Origin of the sequence: Saccharothrix deserti (genome assembly GCF_009769385.1) — a bacterium.
GTDB lineage: Bacteria > Actinomycetota > Actinomycetes > Mycobacteriales > Pseudonocardiaceae > Actinosynnema > Actinosynnema deserti.
In genome coordinates, this window is the sequence record NZ_VKAB01000060.1 from 23,310 (window position 1) to 37,768 (window position 14,459).

A 14,459-nucleotide genomic window follows, 5' to 3' on the forward strand; every position below is an offset into this window, starting at 1 on the left:
ACTCGCCGTGTTCCGATCCGGCAACCTCAACCACGAGCCAACCCGGCGAACTGGCGGGCAGGTGCAGCGCGCGGCCGATCCGGGCGAACAGGTGGTCTTCCCGGGATCGCCGGCCGGTCGTCGGCGCGGGGTCCGGTGTGGCCGTGGCGGCAGCGGTAGCCGGCGCGGCCGTTGCCCCAGTGACAGTCCATGCGGCGTCCGCACGGGCCGCAGCGCAGCAGACCGGCGAACCGGTACTCGCGGATGTCACCGGAACCGGTGGCGCGTCGAGTGCGCAGTCGTCGCACGGCGACGAAGTCGCGTTCGCTCACCAGTGGGGTGTGGGCGCGGTGCCGGGAGACGACCCACGGTCGGCCGGGTTGCGTTTGACCATGCGGCGGCGGCGCCGGCGGTCGGCGGGGGTGGTGTGGTCGTGGTCGACCCCCTGCCGGTTCCAGATCTGCCAGCCGGTAGTGCGGCTGGCCAGACGCTCGGCGAACAGCCACCGCACGACCGGTGTCGTCTCGGGGTCGGCCTCGGGACGGCCACGCCACGCGCCGCGACGGGACTGTCCGGCGTCGAAGAACACCTCCACAATGCGCCGTCCCCGGCGATCACCTCGGAGGCCACCTCCACCTGCCACGCCTTCGAGGTCTCCGGGTCCTGGTGCTCGATGGTCGAGGTGCGGCCCGGGACGAGTGATCAGCGGGTTCAGTCCTCGGGGAACGCGTGCGTCTCACGCCGGTAGGGCTGGGCGAGGACGGCGAGGCGGTGGGGCGGCCAGATGTCGTCCCGTTCGTTGAGCAGCAGCTCACCGCCGCGTCGCATCAGCCAGATGACCTCGAAGTCGTGGTGCAGCACCGCGTCACCCGGTACCTTTGCCAGCACACCGGTCACCAGGCGGATGACGTCGTCCTGTTGGCGGCTGATGTCGGCCGTCTTGTCCAAGCGGAAGGCCGCGCGCACAGTGGGGGTGGCGTTCAGGACATCGATGACCGGGTTCCACGGTTTCGGCTTGTCCGCCACTACGCGAAGCCACGTACCGCCGGTCGTCGCCGCGTTCTCACCGAGCAGCCGGTCGCCGGTGGTCGCCGGGTCGAGCAGTCCGGTGGCGACGCCGACCTCACGCAGTGCTTCGGCGACCTGCTCCACCGGACGCGGTGTGGCGAGCGCGAGACTGTACGAAATGGACACTGGGCATCCTTGATCGCGGGGCTACGGGTACAAGTGAACCACGTTGCCGTTCTTGTCGATGACGATGACTTCCTTCAGGCCTTCGATCGGCCAGTCGCGCATCTGGGTGCGCAGTCGGTCCACTTCGACCGGACTGTCCGCGAGGTTGACCACGACCCGGTCGGTCTGACCGTCCTCGACCTTCTCCGCGATCCGGCTGTGGATGTTGCGCGGGCTGCCCGTCACCGGGGCGATGTTGTCGAAGATCCGGCCTTCGATCCGGTAGTCCGGGTTCTTGGGGCCTGGGACGGTCGGGTTCTGCTCGACGTCGTACCCGGCTCTGGCGAGGGTGGTCGCAGACTCGTTCTCCCGTTGCAGTGAGCGTTTGGTGTCCGCGTCGTGCTTCGGGTCGATCTCGGTGCGCGACCCGCCGGGCTCGGCGTTCGGGTCCGGGGCGCGGGAGGGTCCGGTGGGTTCGTCACCGCTCGGCGTCGGCTTCTTGCCGGGGTCGTCCGGCGGCTTGTTGCCGTTGCCACCGGACCGCAGGTCGTCCATTTTCTTGCGGATCTGCGCGAACAGGTCGCCCAAGCGGCGCAGCATGGGCATCAGCTTCTGCATCGTACGGACCAACTGCTTGATGATCTGGGCGATCCGCGCCGCCCACTTCGCGGCGGCTGTCGCGGCCTGCGTCGCTGCGGCGGGCGCGCCGATGATGGTCAGCGCCTCCGCTGCCCAAACCACGAGGCGTCCCACCAGATCGGCGATCAGGTCTCGGACTGTCTCGCGGACCACGCCGACGATCACACCGGCCATCTCGATCGCGCTGCCCAAACCGGACGCGGCCTGGCCGGCCGCACCGATCACGGCGACGATGTCCGCGGCGCGGGCGCGGTAGGCGTCGGCGGCCGTGCCTGCCCACCCGGCGGTGTCCGCCGTGTGCTCGGCGCCGTAAGCGGTGTGCACCTCGCCGACCGCGGTCGCGATGTTCTTCCACGTCTGGGCCTGCGCGGCGACGGCGTCGGCGTTGCCTGCGAGCTTGTCGAGCGCTTCCTGCAACGGACCGACGTGCTCGATGATGAACGAGATGAAGTTGGACGCCGCCGAGCCGATCGGGTCCATCGCGATGCTCAGCGCTTCCAGGCCGGTGGTCACCGCGCCCAACCCGATGTCGACCCAGTTGCCGCTCTCTATGCCCTGCACCAAGTCGCTGACCGATTCAGCGATGCCGATGCCTGTGTACGGTTTGGTGGAGTCCTGCTCCGGGGCGACCAACGGATTGCCGGTCACCGCATGCCGCCTTCGATGCCGGTGAAGTTCCGCACTGCGGTCAGGTCCTCGGCGTCGTAGGCGTCGGCCGAGTCGCGCAGGCTTTGTGCCACGGTCTCCAGGCCACCCCGGGCGGCCTGGAGCGCCTCGTGCGCAATCGTTTCGACCTCGTTGAACAGTGGTGGCAGGAATTGGCAGATGATGCCGTAGGCGGCGTCGGGCATCACTTGGCCCGCGGCGTCCGCCGCTGTGCCGAGGCCGGCCGCGTGGGCGTCGACCTTGCCCGCGTGAGCACGCAGGTCCCCGCTTGCAACCTCGAAGCCCGACATACTCCCCCTCGGTCAGCGCTGGTCGTAGACGGATCCCTCACCGAATTCGTCCTCGTCAGGTGGGCGGCGCTGTCGCTGCTCCGGGCGCACGGCACCCTGGTCGGGTTCCCCGAGTCCGGCGAACTTCTGCGCGTAGTAGCCGGCGATCCGCTCGGCGCCGTCTTCGCCGACGGTCTCGCCGGCGACCTCGCGGACGCGTTCGGTGATCTGCGCCTTGGCCCGGCTGAGCGCGATGAGCAACTGCCTGCTCAACTCGTCCGGCGTGGTCCGGACGATCCCGTCGGTGAACGTCGCGTCGACCAGCGACCCGTCGGCGTCCACGGTGACCGTCACAACGCCGTTGGGGCTGGTGGCGCTGAGCCGCACACCTTCGACTCGCTGCTGCAACACCTGGTACTGCGCGGCCTTGCGCTCGAACCCGGACACCCATTCGTCGAGCCCGCGTTCGACTTCCGACGGGTCGCCGCCGAACAGGTTCCCCGGCATGGTCATGCCCAGGACCATACCGACGGATCAAGGCCGCCGCGCCGGAACGGCGTTACTCGCCACTCGGGGTCGATGACACTCGGCACCTGATACCGCCGCCGTCCCCGACGAAGACCTCGTCTTCGTCCACGTGCCGTCGTCCGACCTGATGCCATGGGGCACCGTCCTGAGGTCATACTGACCCTGCACCGCGCCCGGGGCACCGCCGACGCCCGCACCGCCACGGCTGTTCACGGCCGCGCCGCCGACATGCTGCCGGTGCCCGACGACGACATCCCGTTGTCCCAGATCATCGATTTTCGGCTGAGGAACGCCGACGAACGGCAGCGCCTGGTCAAAAGCGTCGAAGACCTGCTCGCCTCACTGCGCCTCGCCACCGCACCCGCGTCCGCGTCTGTCGCCCCCTCGCTCGACGTCGCTATCTGCACCGGCTGGATCGAGCGGTCAACCGGTAGGGCGAGTGTGTGTGAAAGCCTGTGGAAGACTGCGGTGGTGCGCATTCCCGGTTACGTGGACGGGTTCGTACCGGTTGTTCCGGACGACATCCTGGTGGATCGAACCGACCTGATCGGCGATCCGGTGTTCTGGGCGCTGTTCCTCATGTCGACCGGCGGTGCCGACTCCGCGGCGGCGGCGTTCGACGTCGACCCCGCGGACATGAGCGCGCTGTACGACGACCTGGACGACCCGGACCGGTGGCCCGTGTTCACCCTTCCCGTTCGCGGCGGTCACCGCGTGCACCTCGTGTGGTGCAACTACCCGGACGACAGCAGTCACGACTACCTGCTCAGCCCGTCCGACGACCGACCGGCCGTCCCCCTCGCCCACCTCAGCGGCCACTTTCACGGTCCGGGCCTGTCCTGGGACGAACTCGTCGCCACATCACAGCAACCCGACCCCACGCTGGGTGCCGCCGCCCGCCTGCTGCTCCTCCTCCCGGCCTCGGGTGACATCGCCACCCCACCCACCGCGTACGACCTCGTCGCCGCCGCGCTCACGGCCGTCGGCGCGAGACGCCACCAGCGAGCAGTGGCGACCGAACTGCTCACCCACCGCCATTACTGGACACCCGCCGACTGGCACACCACCAGCGGTTTGTCCTGGTGCTCCGGGTCGCACACCTACCGCACCCGCGACAACCCCGACGTACGCCTGTTCACGACCGCCTTCAGCTGACCCGTCCGAGCAACGACCCGATCAGGGCACCGGTGCTCCAGCCGAGTCTCCACACCACCTCGGAGCACAGCGGGAGCGCATTTCTGCTCCTAACAGAATCGCTGGACGTGTCGGTAGCAGATGACGCAGGTGGCGAAGGCCGAGGAAGGCTTCGTGGATGTCGTCGCGGCGTTCCCAGCGGATGCGCAGGCGTTTCATGCCGTGGTACCAGGCGATCGTGCGCTCTACCACCCCTCGGCGCAGGGCAACACGATCTGCGACCGCAACGCCTGCGCCGTCTTCCGGCGCCGCGCCCACCCGGTCAGCACCGACCGTTCCTCGTCGGACAACACCACCGGTTCCGGCTTCGCGCTCGGCACCGCGACACCCTGCGGAAGTCCCGGTGTGCGGCGGACCGGTCGCCGGGCCCGAGGTTTTCAGCGGCACGACGTGTTCCCCAGGGACTGCGGGGCGGCGTCCAGGCCGACCCCGGCGGTGTCCGGGCCGGAACCCACTGCGTCCAGGCCGAACCCGGCGGCGACCTCGGCCACCTCGTCGCGCCAGCGCGGCGGGATGTCCTCGGGCTCGATGCGGTCGAGGTAGGCCGCGACGAAGTCCCGGTCGTCGCGCAGGAACGGGAAGTCCGTCGGCACGAGCGACCGGATCGCCAGCATCGGCACCGGGCTGCGCAGCGGGCGGAACTCCGGGTTCCACAGCCCGGACTTCGGCGGCGGCCCGTCGTGGAACTCGCCGATCATCAGGCCCTGCGCGACGTAGTCGGCCTTGAGCCGCGACTGGGCCTCGTCGACCAGCCGGGAAGCATCCTCCCGGGACATGTCCGGGAACAGCACCAGGATCGCCAGGAACTGGGCGGCGCGCCCGGCCGTCGCCCGCAGCTCCAGGTACCACGCCCGGTAGCGGGCCAGGGCCTCGGTCATCTCGGTCACCGACCCCGGCCGGCCGGGGTAGACCGCCAGGTACAGCAGCCCCTTGTCCAGGGAGCCCTGGACGAACGGGCAGACCGGGCCTTTGCGGCCGAGGTCGGGGTGGGTCTTGACCAGGTACTGGTGGGCCCAGCCGACCACCGAGTACAGGGCGTTCTGGTGGCGGCGCACCTGGTCGGGCAGCGGTCCGCGCAGGTCGGACAGCTCGACCAGGAAGCGGTTCGGGTCGGCGGGATCGACGATCATGACAGACCTCTCGGCGGTGAGGTGAGGTGGCGCAGGACCCCGCGCGGGGCGGGCAGGGCGACCGCGGCGGCGATGACGACCTTGCGTTGGGCGTGCGTCATGGCATCAACTTTCGAAAACTCCGGGGACGTCGCGGACTTCGGGAACGGGGCGTGGTGGACCGGCCCGGGACGGGGTCCCGGGCGGCTGCGGTGTCGGTCGTGCGGGACCGGGGTCAGCCCGCCCGGGTGCTGATGCGGACCCGCGAGACGGCGTCCACGCAGCGCGCCACGGCGTCGCCCGCGTTGTCCCCGGTGGCGATCACGTGCCCGCACACCCGGTCGTCGGACCACAGCAGCGGCGGCACCTCGGTGTCGGGCTTCGCGGTGAGCGTGAGCGACACGGCCGGGTCCAGCGCTTCCGGCCGGGTCACCTCGGTGACCGTGCCGGGCTCGGCGATGATGAACCGCACCGCTGCGCCGCCCTTGGCCGGCCGCGGCTCCGGCCGCCACGCCACCAGCCCCAGCGGCACGCCGACGGCGAGCCGCTGCAGGTCCACGCCGTGGACGAGTTGGACGAGGTCGGGGATGTAGTCGCCGCCGACGCGGTTGTGCGACTCCACGATGCGCGGCCCGCGCCCGGTGAGCTTGACCTCCGTGTGCGTCGGCCCTTCGACCAGGCCGACCGCGTCCAGCAGCGCGGTGGTCAGCTCGCAGACCTGCCGCCGCACCGGTTCGGTCAGGTCGGCGGGCACCGCGTGGCCCACCTCGATGAACCCGGGGCCCAGGAACTTGTCGGTCAGCGCCACGACGGTGTGCACGCCGTCGTGGCTGAACGCCTCGACGCTGACCTCCGGCCCGTCGAGGTACTCCTCGGCGAGCACGACGGTGCGCCCGGACTCCTCGACCCGGCGCCACGCGGGCGGCACGTCCTGCGGCGTCACGACCACTGCCACACCGTCGCTGCCGCCCGAGTCCAGCGGCTTGACGACCGCCGGCACGCCGTCCAGCTCGTCCAGGAACGCCATCAGCTCCTCCGCGCTGCGCACGGTCCGGTACCGGACCGGCGACAGGCCGACCTCGGCCAGCCGGTCGCGCATGAGCGCCTTGTCCTTCAGCAGCCGCACGGTCTCGACGCTGTTGCCGCCCAGCCCCAACTCGGCGTTGAGCCGTGCGGCGGGCAGCAGGCCCGGCTCGGTCAGCGTGAGCACCCTGGTGAACGGCCGCTCGGCGTGCTCGCGGCGCAGGAGGTCCACCACCCGGTCCGGCTCGGCGATCAGGTCGACGTGGAAGACCTTCTCGCACAGCTCGTCCGACCGGGGGTCGTAGCGGTCCGGGAAGTGCACCAGCGTCACGTCCAGGCCGAGGTCCGCAGCCGCCCGGAGCATCTCGATGCGGCCTCCGATCACCGCGACCCGCACCGGTTCGGACACCAGCCGGTAGTCCGCGGCCGTCGCCATCACCCGCGCGGCGACCTCCGCGGTGGAGGCGCCCCGGTGGCGGAACCTGCCGCCGACGAACTCGTACGAGCCCGCGGTGCGCGGGATGACGGATCCGACGGCGGGGATCACCTCGGCGTAGGGGCCGTCCTCGGCGACCATGCTGTCGGCGGCCACGACCCGGCACGGGGCGGGCCGGTCCAGCGGCACGTGCAGGCAGCCGCCCACCGGCTCGTCGGCGTCGAACGGCGCGAGGTCGGGGGTCTCGCCGCACTGCAGGGAGAACTCGCACTCCATCAGGTCGATGCCGTGCACGTCCCGCCACACGAACGGGATCTCACCGCCGCCGGGGCGGCAGCCGACCTCCAGGAACACGCACTCGCCGTCCGGGGTCAGGAACAGCTCCAGGTGGAACACCCACGGGTCGGCGGACATGCCGGGCACCAGCACCCGCAGGAACTTCTCGACCACGGCGAGCAGCGCCGGGTCGTCGACCTCGACCGACCCGACCGGCTCCCCCATCGTGAACGCCAGCGGCCCGGTGGCCGCCGCGCCGGGCACGTTCAGGTAGGCGTTGAGCCGCCACGGCCCCAGTGCGCCGCCGCCGAGGTGCACACCGTCGACGTGGTGGATCCGGTGCGGCAGGTACTCCTGGACCACCAGCGGGTGCTCGGCGTCGAAGGGGATGTCCAGCCGGTCGACGGCGTCGGCCGAGTCGAGCCGCCGGACCCCCGTGCTCGCCCGGCCCTGCAACGACTTCACCACCACCGGCCAGCCGACCTCGCCGGCGAACCCGGTGAGCCCGACGGGGTCGGTGACCAGCTCGAAGCGCGGCACCGGCACGCCGGTCCGCTGCGCGGCCAGCAGCATCGCGTGCTTGTCCAGGAAGTGGTGCAGGTCGGCGGGCTTGCGACCGCGCGCGGAGAACTCCTCCCGCAGCGCCGCCGCCACGGCGAAGTCGCTCTCCTGGAGCGCCACCACCGCGACCGGGCGGCCGTGGGCGCGCAACGCGGGTTCCAGCGCGGCGCGCACCTCGGCGTGGTCGAGCAGGTCCTCGACGACCACGACCTCGCGGGCGTTGGCCGGCACCGCGGCCCGACCTACGCCGGTCGTGACGTAGGTGACACGGGCGACGTCGTGGTCGAGGTAACGGGCGTACTCGGCGAAAGAGTCGCGCCACCGGTTCAGCACGACGACGTGGGCGTCGCCGATGCTCTTGACTGCCATCGCGGAGTTCCTTCTCCCCAAACCGTTTTCGGGTTGACCGTTCCTGTGCGTTCCTGTGCGTTCCTGTGCGTTCCTATGCGGACGACCTGGCCGCCCGCCGGGCGAGCACGGGCCGGTAGGACGTCACGATCAGCGCCGCGAGCACGCAGAACCCCGCCGCCATCCCCCACGGCGGCAGCACCGCGCCCGCGCTGATCCCCGCGGCCGAGATCAGCAGGCCGCCCTGGAGGTCGAGCTTGAACACCGCCAGGTAGCGGGTGCGCGCGTGTTCGGGCACCAGGTCGGCGAGCATCGCCTGCATCACCGGGATGTGCAGCAGCTCGCCGATCGTCAGCACCAGCACCGCGGCCAGCAGCACGACGAGGTCCGCGCCGAGGGCCAGGACCACGTTGCCCGTCGCGAACAGGGCGATGCCCAGGTAGACGCGCGGCCGGTCGGCGAGCCCGCGCGCCAGCCGTTCGGAGAACACCGCCAGCGCCACGATCAGCAGCGTGTTCTCCGCGCGCAGGACGCCCAACACCTCCACCCCGTTGAGGTGGACGTGCCACGGCCCGAGCGCGAGCCACTCCCGGCGCTCCGGGTACGTCTGCGCGAGGTGCACGCCGATGTAGCCGGTGAGCTGGGTCTCCAGGCCCAGCCACAGCGTCATGCCCGCGACGAGCCGCAGGAACAGGCGGTCCTTCAGCGTGTCGGCGTAGCCGCGCAGCAGCTCGCCGAACCGCGGCCGGTCGACCGCCGCGGGCATGGTCTCGGTCAGGTACTTCAGGCTCACCAGCGCCGCCACGCCCGCGATCGCGGCCGCGACGGTCAGCATCGCAGTGAAGTACCCGCTGTAGAGGAAGCTCGCGAACAACGCGCCCACCGCGAGCGAGGCGTTCACCGTCCAGTACTGCAGGGTGTAGACGGCCTTGCGGTGCTTGGCCGGGGTGACGTCGACGATCATCGCCTCGTTCGCGGGCAGGGCGAAGTTCGACACCATGTTGTTGAGCACGTAGAAGGCGAACACCGCCGCCGCGGAGTGCCACCACGGCGAACTGGCCGCCGCCATGCCCAGGAACGCGACCGCCGTGCCGGCGGTGCCCACCAGCAGCGGCAACCGCCTGCCCCGGCCGTCCGCGACCGGTCCCCCGACCAGGCTCGCGACCACCGCGAGCACGACCGCCGCCCCGATCAGCAGGCCGGCCCGCGCCGCGCCGACCTCGCTCGCCAGGGAGATGGCCATGAGCGGGGTGATGATCGTGTTGAGGGTCCGCTCGACGAACGCCACGGTGATGCGCAGCCGGAGATTCGGGTGCAGCTCACCTAATCGCATTCCGCCTGTCCCCCTGGCTGTTCCACCGCCGGCAAGCCGCCGGCACCTCCATGCTTCCGGCCACGGCTGGACGAAAACTGGACGACGACTGGACCGGAACGCGTCCGACAAAGAGCCGTCGACAGTGATCGGTCGATGTTCCCTGAGCCGCCTTGGGAATCGTCTGGATGGCGGCTGGAGTGGCTCTGGACGGCGTGCCAGCATGGAACCTCCGGATTTCCCGCCGCGTTGAGCGGCACGATGGGGGTCGTGAGTGCTGGTCGTCCAGGTGCTCGGCCCCATCCGGGCCTGGCGTGACGGCACCGCGCTGGCGCTCGGCCCGGCCGGCCGCAAAGCCGTGTTCGGCTTGCTCGCCCTCGCCCACGGCAAGCCGGTGACCCGCGCCGAACTGGTCGACGCGCTGTGGGGAGAACGACCGCCGCCCAGCGCGACCAACGTCATCCACACCCACGTCAAGCACCTGCGGCAACTGCTCGAACCCGACCGCGGCGCCCGTGCGCCGAGCACGACCATCCCCGCCGTGGGCGATGGGTACGCGCTGAGCCTGCCCCCGGACGCGGTGGACGTGGTCCGGTTCCGCTCGCTGGTCGCCCGCGCCGACTCGTGCCGCGCGACGACCCCCCGGCAAGCCGCGGACCTGCTGGGCCAGGCCTTGGGGTTGTGGCACGGACGTCCGCTGGCCGATGTGCCGCTGTTGGGCGCCCACCCCGGCGTCGTCACGTTGGCCGGGGAGCACCGGGCGGCGCTGGCCCGACACGCCGAGGTGATGATCGCGATCGGTGCGGCGCGTGACGTGCTGCCCGCGCTGGTCGAGTACGTCGCCGCGCACGGGCTCGACGAGGCGATGCACGCGTTGCTCATCCGGGCGTACACCGCGTCCGGTCAGCGCGACAGGGCGTTCGGCACCTACAACATGGTGCGACGGCATCTCACCGAGGAGCTCGGCGTCGGCCCCGGACCGGAATTGACCGCCGCGTACCTCGACGCGCTCGAAGAAACACCCGTCGACAGCGCCGCCGCACCGGCGGAACCCCCGCCCATGTCGCCCGGCGTGAACCAACTGCCCGGAGACGTGTTCGGTTTCACCGGCCGGCAGGCGGAACTCACCGAACTCGGCCGGGTGCTGGGGGCCGAGCGGACCGGGGTACCCATCGTCGTCGTGTGCGGCACGGCCGGCGTGGGCAAGACAGCGCTCGCGCTGCACTGGGCTCACCGCATCCGGTCGAACTTCCCCGACGGTCAGCTGTACGTGGACCTGCGCGGCTACGACCCGCGGTTGCCGGTGGCGGCGGAGGACGCCCTGAGCCGCCTGCTCGACGGCCTCGGCGTCACCGGCGCGGACGTCCCGGTCGATCCTGATCAACGCGCCGCGCGGTATCGCGCCGAACTCGCCGACCGGCGGGTGCTGATCGTGCTCGACAACGCGTCGACGGTCGACCAGGTGCGGCCGCTGTTGCCCGGCACGTCGGGCTGCCTGGTACTGGTGACCAGCCGCAACAGCATGGCGGGTCTGGTCGCGCTGCACGGCGCCCACCGGCTCGACGTGGACCTGTTGCCGGCGCCGGACTCGTTGGCGTTGCTGCGCACGCTGATCGGCGAGCGGGTGCGACGGGAACCCGCGGCCGCGGCGGAGTTGGCCGCGCAGTGCGGTCGGTTGCCGCTCGCGCTGCGCGTCGCCGCCGAGTTGGCCGCGTCCCGGCCGGCCAGCGCGCTGGCCGAGCTGACCGGTGAACTGGCCGACCGGCGCCGCCGGCTGCGCGTGCTCGACGTCGGCGACGACGTCCGCGCCGCCGTGCGGACCGTCTTCTCGTGGTCGTACCTGCAGTTGCGACCGCAGGTCGCGAAGGCGTTCCGGCGGTTGGGCCTGCACTCCGGCTCGGACGTGACGCCGTTCGCGCTCGCCGCTCTCACCGGGAGTGACCCGGACGAGTCGCGCCTGACCCTGGAGGTGTTGGCGCGCAACCACCTCGTGCAGCCGGTGCCTGCCGGCCGGTTCGTCGTGCACGACCTCCTGCGCGCCTACGCCGAGGAGCTGGCCGGCGAGCACGACCCGGCGCCGGAGCGGTCCGCCGCCGTCGAGCGGTTGCTCGCCCACCACCTGGCCGCCGCGTCGGCGGCGATGGACCTGCTCTACCCGGCCGACCGCCCCTACCGACCCGACGTCTCCGTGACGCTACCGCTTACGTTCCCCGCCGCCGACGCCGCGCGCGCCTGGCTCGACGCCGAACGGTCCACGCTCGTCGCGCTGTGCCGCTTCGCCGAGCGCGATGACCGGCCCGGCTACGCGGTCGACCTGGCGAACACGCTGTACCGGTACCTGGAGGGTGGCCACTACGCGGACGCGTCGACCATCCACGAGTGCGCGCTGCGCGCCGCCCAGCGGGCCGGTGAGGACAGCATGCTCGCCGCGGCACTGACCAATCTCGGCGCACTGCGTCGGCTCCTCGGCGACTACGACCAGGCGGCCGAACACCTGCACGAGGCGATCGAGCTGCACCGGCGGACCGGCGACCACTACGGCGCGGCACGGGCGTTGTCGAATCTCGGCATCGTCCAGGAGCGGCTCGGGGAGTACGAGGAGGCGGCGTCACTCCATCTGGAGGCGCTGGCCCTGCACCAGCGGCTGGGCAGCCGGTACGGGGAGGCGGCGGCGCTGCTCAACCTCGGCAACGCGCACACCCGCCCTGGTCACCACGCCGGTGCTGTCGAGTACCTGGAACGCGCGCTGGACTTGTTCCGCCGTCTCGACGACGCGGTCGGCCAGGCCAGCGCGTTGTCCAACCTCGGTGGCGTGTGCGCGAGCCTGCGGCGCTACCCGGACGCGGTCCGGCACCTCTCCCAGGCACAGGAGCTGTTCCAGCGCCTCGACCACAGCTACGGCGTGGCGTCGACCCTGAGCAACCTGGGCAACGTGTACACCCGGCTCGGCGACTGGTCCCAGGCGCACCACTGCTACACCTCCGCCCTGGAGACGTTCCGGGACATCGGCCACCGCTACGGGGAGGCGAGCGCCCTCAACGGTCTCGGTGAGACCCAGCGGATAGCGGGTCGACTGGACGAGGCCCGCGCCGCGCACACCAGCGCCCTGCGGATTGCCACCGAGACCGGCGACCAGGACGAGCAGGACCGCGCCCGAGCAGGCCTGGGAGTCGCCCGCCAGCACGCGTGAGCACGTGTGGTGGCGCCGTGTGGTCCAGTTCGGCGCGGAGCGCGCGGTTGCGGCGCCGATCCCGCTGCCCGCGCCGGTGACGAGAGCGACGGTGCCGTTGAGCTTCGATGTCATGTGGGGGCTTTCCTGGGAGTGCGGTGGATCAGGTGGCGTCGTGAGCGAGGGACGAGGACAGCTCGCGGTGGGCGTCGACCTGGGCGAGCAGGAGCTTGGCCTTGCTCTCGACGAACTCGATGGCATCGGCGCCGGCGATGAAGCGCAGTGGCGGCTCGTCCTGGCCTGCGAGGTGGACCAGTGCGTCGGCGAGCTTGGCGGGGTCGCCGCCCTGGAGGCCGTCCATCGCGTGGCCGGCCGCGAGGGCGGCCCGCGCCAACGGCCGACGACTCATCGCGGTGAAGACGACCCCGGGTCCGTTCGATCCAGCCGTAGCCCCAGGCGCCACAGGCAGTAGCACTCCATGCCGCGCCTGGTCGAGGGCGTCAAGCTGCGTGCGGTCTGCGACAGCGGCAACGGCTTCCCACCAAGGCGTATCGAGCTGCTCGAACTCGGCCACCGGGTAGCCGCCTCGACCGTCCGCCGCGTGCTCAGGCGCCTGCGAATACCGCCCACACCCAGACGTGACACCGACACCTCGTGGCGACGGTTCCTACACGCTCAGGCCGCCGGCATGTCGGCCTGCGACTTCTTCCACGTCCACTGCGCCGTCACCCTCAAGCCGACTGCCACGCCGAACGGTTCATCGGCACCGTCAGACGCGAGGCCACCGACCGACTGCTCATCATCAACGAACGCCACCTGCGATCAGTGCTGCAACGGTACGTCTCCCACTACAACCACCGCCGACCCCACCGAGCCCGACAGCTCGCACCCCACGACCAGACCGCCCAATCCCGCAGTCGAACCACACATCGATACGTCGCCGACCAGTCCTCGGCGGACTGATCAACGAATACGAACCCGCAGCAGCCTGAAGCGCAGGTCAGAACGTGTGGCCGACTTTGAAACCCACCGGTCTTTCCCGTCACCCGCGTGAACGCCGCGATGATTTCGCGGACGGTGGCGACGGCACCCCAGTCGTCGTCATGGGCGATGATGCTGCAGTTGATCGCCGACGCGGCGATGTCCTCGATCGGAGCTCGAACTCGCCGCGCCTTCTCCTGGCAGCCGCACGTCCTCGGGCCGGCTCGGCGCTCACCCGCGTCGAGTCCGGCGGCACGACCTACATGACGCGACGGCACCGATGCTGACGGTGTCGGACAACGTCGGCATCGGCAACACCGAACGCAACTTCAACTTCGACGACGGCACCGTCCGAGGAGATCGGGAACGGGCCCGCGTGCGCCCACTACGCCGGTGACCTGGAGTGGTCCTTCGCCGAGGACGGCAGCCTCGTCATGGCCTTCGGCGGCAATCAGGTCATGGGCTGACCGGGCCCCGGTACCGGCGAATGTGACAGCACCGTCCAACCTTCGAAGACGCAGGAGACGAAATGAAACGAACAGTCGCACGGCGAATCCCCGCGGTCGTGGCGCGTTGGCCGTCGCGACCTCGACCAGTGTGGTCCTGGCGATGTCACCGGCGTCGGCGGCGGCCGGCACCGCGACCGGCTACGCGTCCGCGAACGGCGGAACCACCGGCGGTCAGGGCGGGGCGACGGTTCGGGCCAACACGGGAACCAAGATCCATGAGGCCCTGTGCAGCCGGGCCAGTAGCGACACCCCCATCACCATCGAGGTCGAGGGGACCATCAACCACG

15 protein-coding genes and 1 pseudogene are annotated in these 14,459 nt (G+C 71.1%); 4 read left to right on the plus strand and 12 right to left on the minus strand.

Features of this window, described 5'->3' with window-relative positions; all coding sequences use genetic code 11:
* Positions 1–26 precede the first annotated feature (26 nt).
* From FM051_RS54300 to FM051_RS46160, 5 genes are all read right to left on the minus strand, one after another.
* On the minus strand, positions 27–191 hold the full coding sequence (locus tag FM051_RS54300; RefSeq protein ID WP_420803669.1) for a hypothetical protein: 165 nt from the start codon (positions 189–191) through the stop codon (positions 27–29).
* Between the two features lie 499 nt (positions 192–690).
* Positions 691–1,173, minus strand: coding sequence for a SitI3 family protein (locus FM051_RS46145; protein WP_158853509.1), 483 nt, complete (start codon positions 1,171–1,173; stop codon positions 691–693).
* 21 nt (positions 1,174–1,194) lie between these two features.
* Positions 1,195–2,439, minus strand: a complete 1,245-nt coding sequence (locus tag FM051_RS46150) for a CdiA C-terminal domain-containing protein (protein ID WP_158853507.1) — start codon at positions 2,437–2,439, stop codon at positions 1,195–1,197.
* Positions 2,436–2,747 (minus strand): type VII secretion target, encoded by a 312-nt coding sequence (locus FM051_RS46155; RefSeq protein WP_158853505.1) that lies wholly within the window; start codon positions 2,745–2,747, stop codon positions 2,436–2,438. The genes FM051_RS46150 and FM051_RS46155 overlap by 4 nt, the downstream gene beginning before the upstream one ends.
* Before the next feature lie 12 nt (positions 2,748–2,759).
* Positions 2,760–3,239, minus strand: coding sequence for a YbaB/EbfC family nucleoid-associated protein (locus FM051_RS46160; protein ID WP_158853503.1), 480 nt, complete (start codon positions 3,237–3,239; stop codon positions 2,760–2,762).
* 147 nt (positions 3,240–3,386) lie between these two features.
* On the opposite strand from FM051_RS46160, the gene FM051_RS46165 reads away from it, so the two are divergent.
* Positions 3,387–4,409, plus strand: a complete 1,023-nt coding sequence (locus tag FM051_RS46165; RefSeq protein ID WP_158853501.1) for a hypothetical protein — start codon at positions 3,387–3,389, stop codon at positions 4,407–4,409.
* Positions 4,410–4,517: 108 nt separating this feature from the next.
* Here the strand turns inward: FM051_RS46165 and FM051_RS50215 are convergent.
* From FM051_RS50215 to FM051_RS46185, 5 genes and pseudogenes are all read right to left on the minus strand, one after another.
* A pseudogene (locus FM051_RS50215) lies at positions 4,518–4,646 on the minus strand (IS5/IS1182 family transposase); the annotation flags it as partial.
* Positions 4,634–4,768 carry a hypothetical protein gene (locus FM051_RS53500; protein ID WP_274383890.1) on the minus strand — a complete coding sequence of 45 codons (135 nt, stop codon included), beginning with the start codon at positions 4,766–4,768 and terminating at the stop codon, positions 4,634–4,636. The pseudogene FM051_RS50215 and the gene FM051_RS53500, both read right to left, overlap by 13 nt.
* Positions 4,769–4,825: 57 nt before the next feature.
* Positions 4,826–5,578 carry a DUF6875 domain-containing protein gene (locus FM051_RS46175; RefSeq protein WP_158853499.1) on the minus strand — a complete coding sequence of 251 codons (753 nt, stop codon included), beginning with the start codon at positions 5,576–5,578 and terminating at the stop codon, positions 4,826–4,828.
* A 214-nt stretch (positions 5,579–5,792) separates the two neighbouring features.
* On the minus strand, positions 5,793–8,222 hold the full coding sequence (locus tag FM051_RS51105; protein WP_202919409.1) for an ATP-grasp domain-containing protein: 2,430 nt from the start codon (positions 8,220–8,222) through the stop codon (positions 5,793–5,795).
* A 73-nt stretch (positions 8,223–8,295) separates the two neighbouring features.
* Positions 8,296–9,534 (minus strand): MFS transporter, encoded by a 1,239-nt coding sequence (locus FM051_RS46185; protein ID WP_158853497.1) that lies wholly within the window; start codon positions 9,532–9,534, stop codon positions 8,296–8,298.
* Positions 9,535–9,787: 253 nt separating this feature from the next.
* Between FM051_RS46185 and FM051_RS46190 the strand changes: the two genes are divergently transcribed.
* Positions 9,788–12,703: an AfsR/SARP family transcriptional regulator gene (locus tag FM051_RS46190; RefSeq protein ID WP_158853495.1), complete on the plus strand. Its 2,916-nt coding sequence runs from the start codon at positions 9,788–9,790 to the stop codon at positions 12,701–12,703.
* 142 nt (positions 12,704–12,845) lie between these two features.
* Here FM051_RS46190 and FM051_RS46195 read toward each other — a convergent pair whose 3' ends face one another.
* Complete coding sequence (locus FM051_RS46195; protein ID WP_202919408.1) at positions 12,846–13,091, minus strand: Rossmann-fold NAD(P)-binding domain-containing protein; 246 nt, start codon at positions 13,089–13,091, stop codon at positions 12,846–12,848.
* A 266-nt stretch (positions 13,092–13,357) separates the two neighbouring features.
* Complete coding sequence (locus FM051_RS50220) at positions 13,358–13,498, minus strand: hypothetical protein (RefSeq protein WP_162470804.1); 141 nt, start codon at positions 13,496–13,498, stop codon at positions 13,358–13,360.
* Between FM051_RS50220 and FM051_RS46200 the strand changes: the two genes are divergently transcribed.
* Both FM051_RS46200 and FM051_RS52655 read left to right on the plus strand, forming a co-directional pair.
* Complete coding sequence (locus FM051_RS46200; RefSeq protein ID WP_238413147.1) at positions 13,442–13,645, plus strand: transposase; 204 nt, start codon at positions 13,442–13,444, stop codon at positions 13,643–13,645. The two genes, FM051_RS50220 and FM051_RS46200, sit on opposite strands and share 57 nt — an antisense overlap.
* Positions 13,646–14,272: 627 nt before the next feature.
* Positions 14,273–14,459, plus strand: a 187-nt coding sequence (locus FM051_RS52655) for a hypothetical protein (RefSeq protein WP_476655328.1), incomplete at its 3' end; no start/stop codon positions are given.

What these genes read in the sequence shown, in the direction of transcription:
- FM051_RS54300 (WP_420803669.1), bottom strand. Translation starts at nt 191, where the DNA reads ATGGACTGTCACTGGGGCAACGGCCGCGCCGGCTACCGCTGCCGCCAC.
- FM051_RS46155 (WP_158853505.1), bottom strand. Translation starts at nt 2,747, where the DNA reads ATGTCGGGCTTCGAGGTTGCAAGCGGGGACCTGCGTGCTCACGCGGGC.
- FM051_RS46160 (WP_158853503.1), bottom strand. Translation starts at nt 3,239, where the DNA reads ATGACCATGCCGGGGAACCTGTTCGGCGGCGACCCGTCGGAAGTCGAA.
- FM051_RS46165 (WP_158853501.1), top strand. Translation starts at nt 3,387, where the DNA reads ATGGGGCACCGTCCTGAGGTCATACTGACCCTGCACCGCGCCCGGGGC.
- FM051_RS46175 (WP_158853499.1), bottom strand. Translation starts at nt 5,578, where the DNA reads ATGATCGTCGATCCCGCCGACCCGAACCGCTTCCTGGTCGAGCTGTCC.
- FM051_RS51105 (WP_202919409.1), bottom strand. Translation starts at nt 8,222, where the DNA reads ATGGCAGTCAAGAGCATCGGCGACGCCCACGTCGTCGTGCTGAACCGG.
- FM051_RS46185 (WP_158853497.1), bottom strand. Translation starts at nt 9,534, where the DNA reads ATGCGATTAGGTGAGCTGCACCCGAATCTCCGGCTGCGCATCACCGTG.
- FM051_RS46195 (WP_202919408.1), bottom strand. Translation starts at nt 13,091, where the DNA reads ATGAGTCGTCGGCCGTTGGCGCGGGCCGCCCTCGCGGCCGGCCACGCG.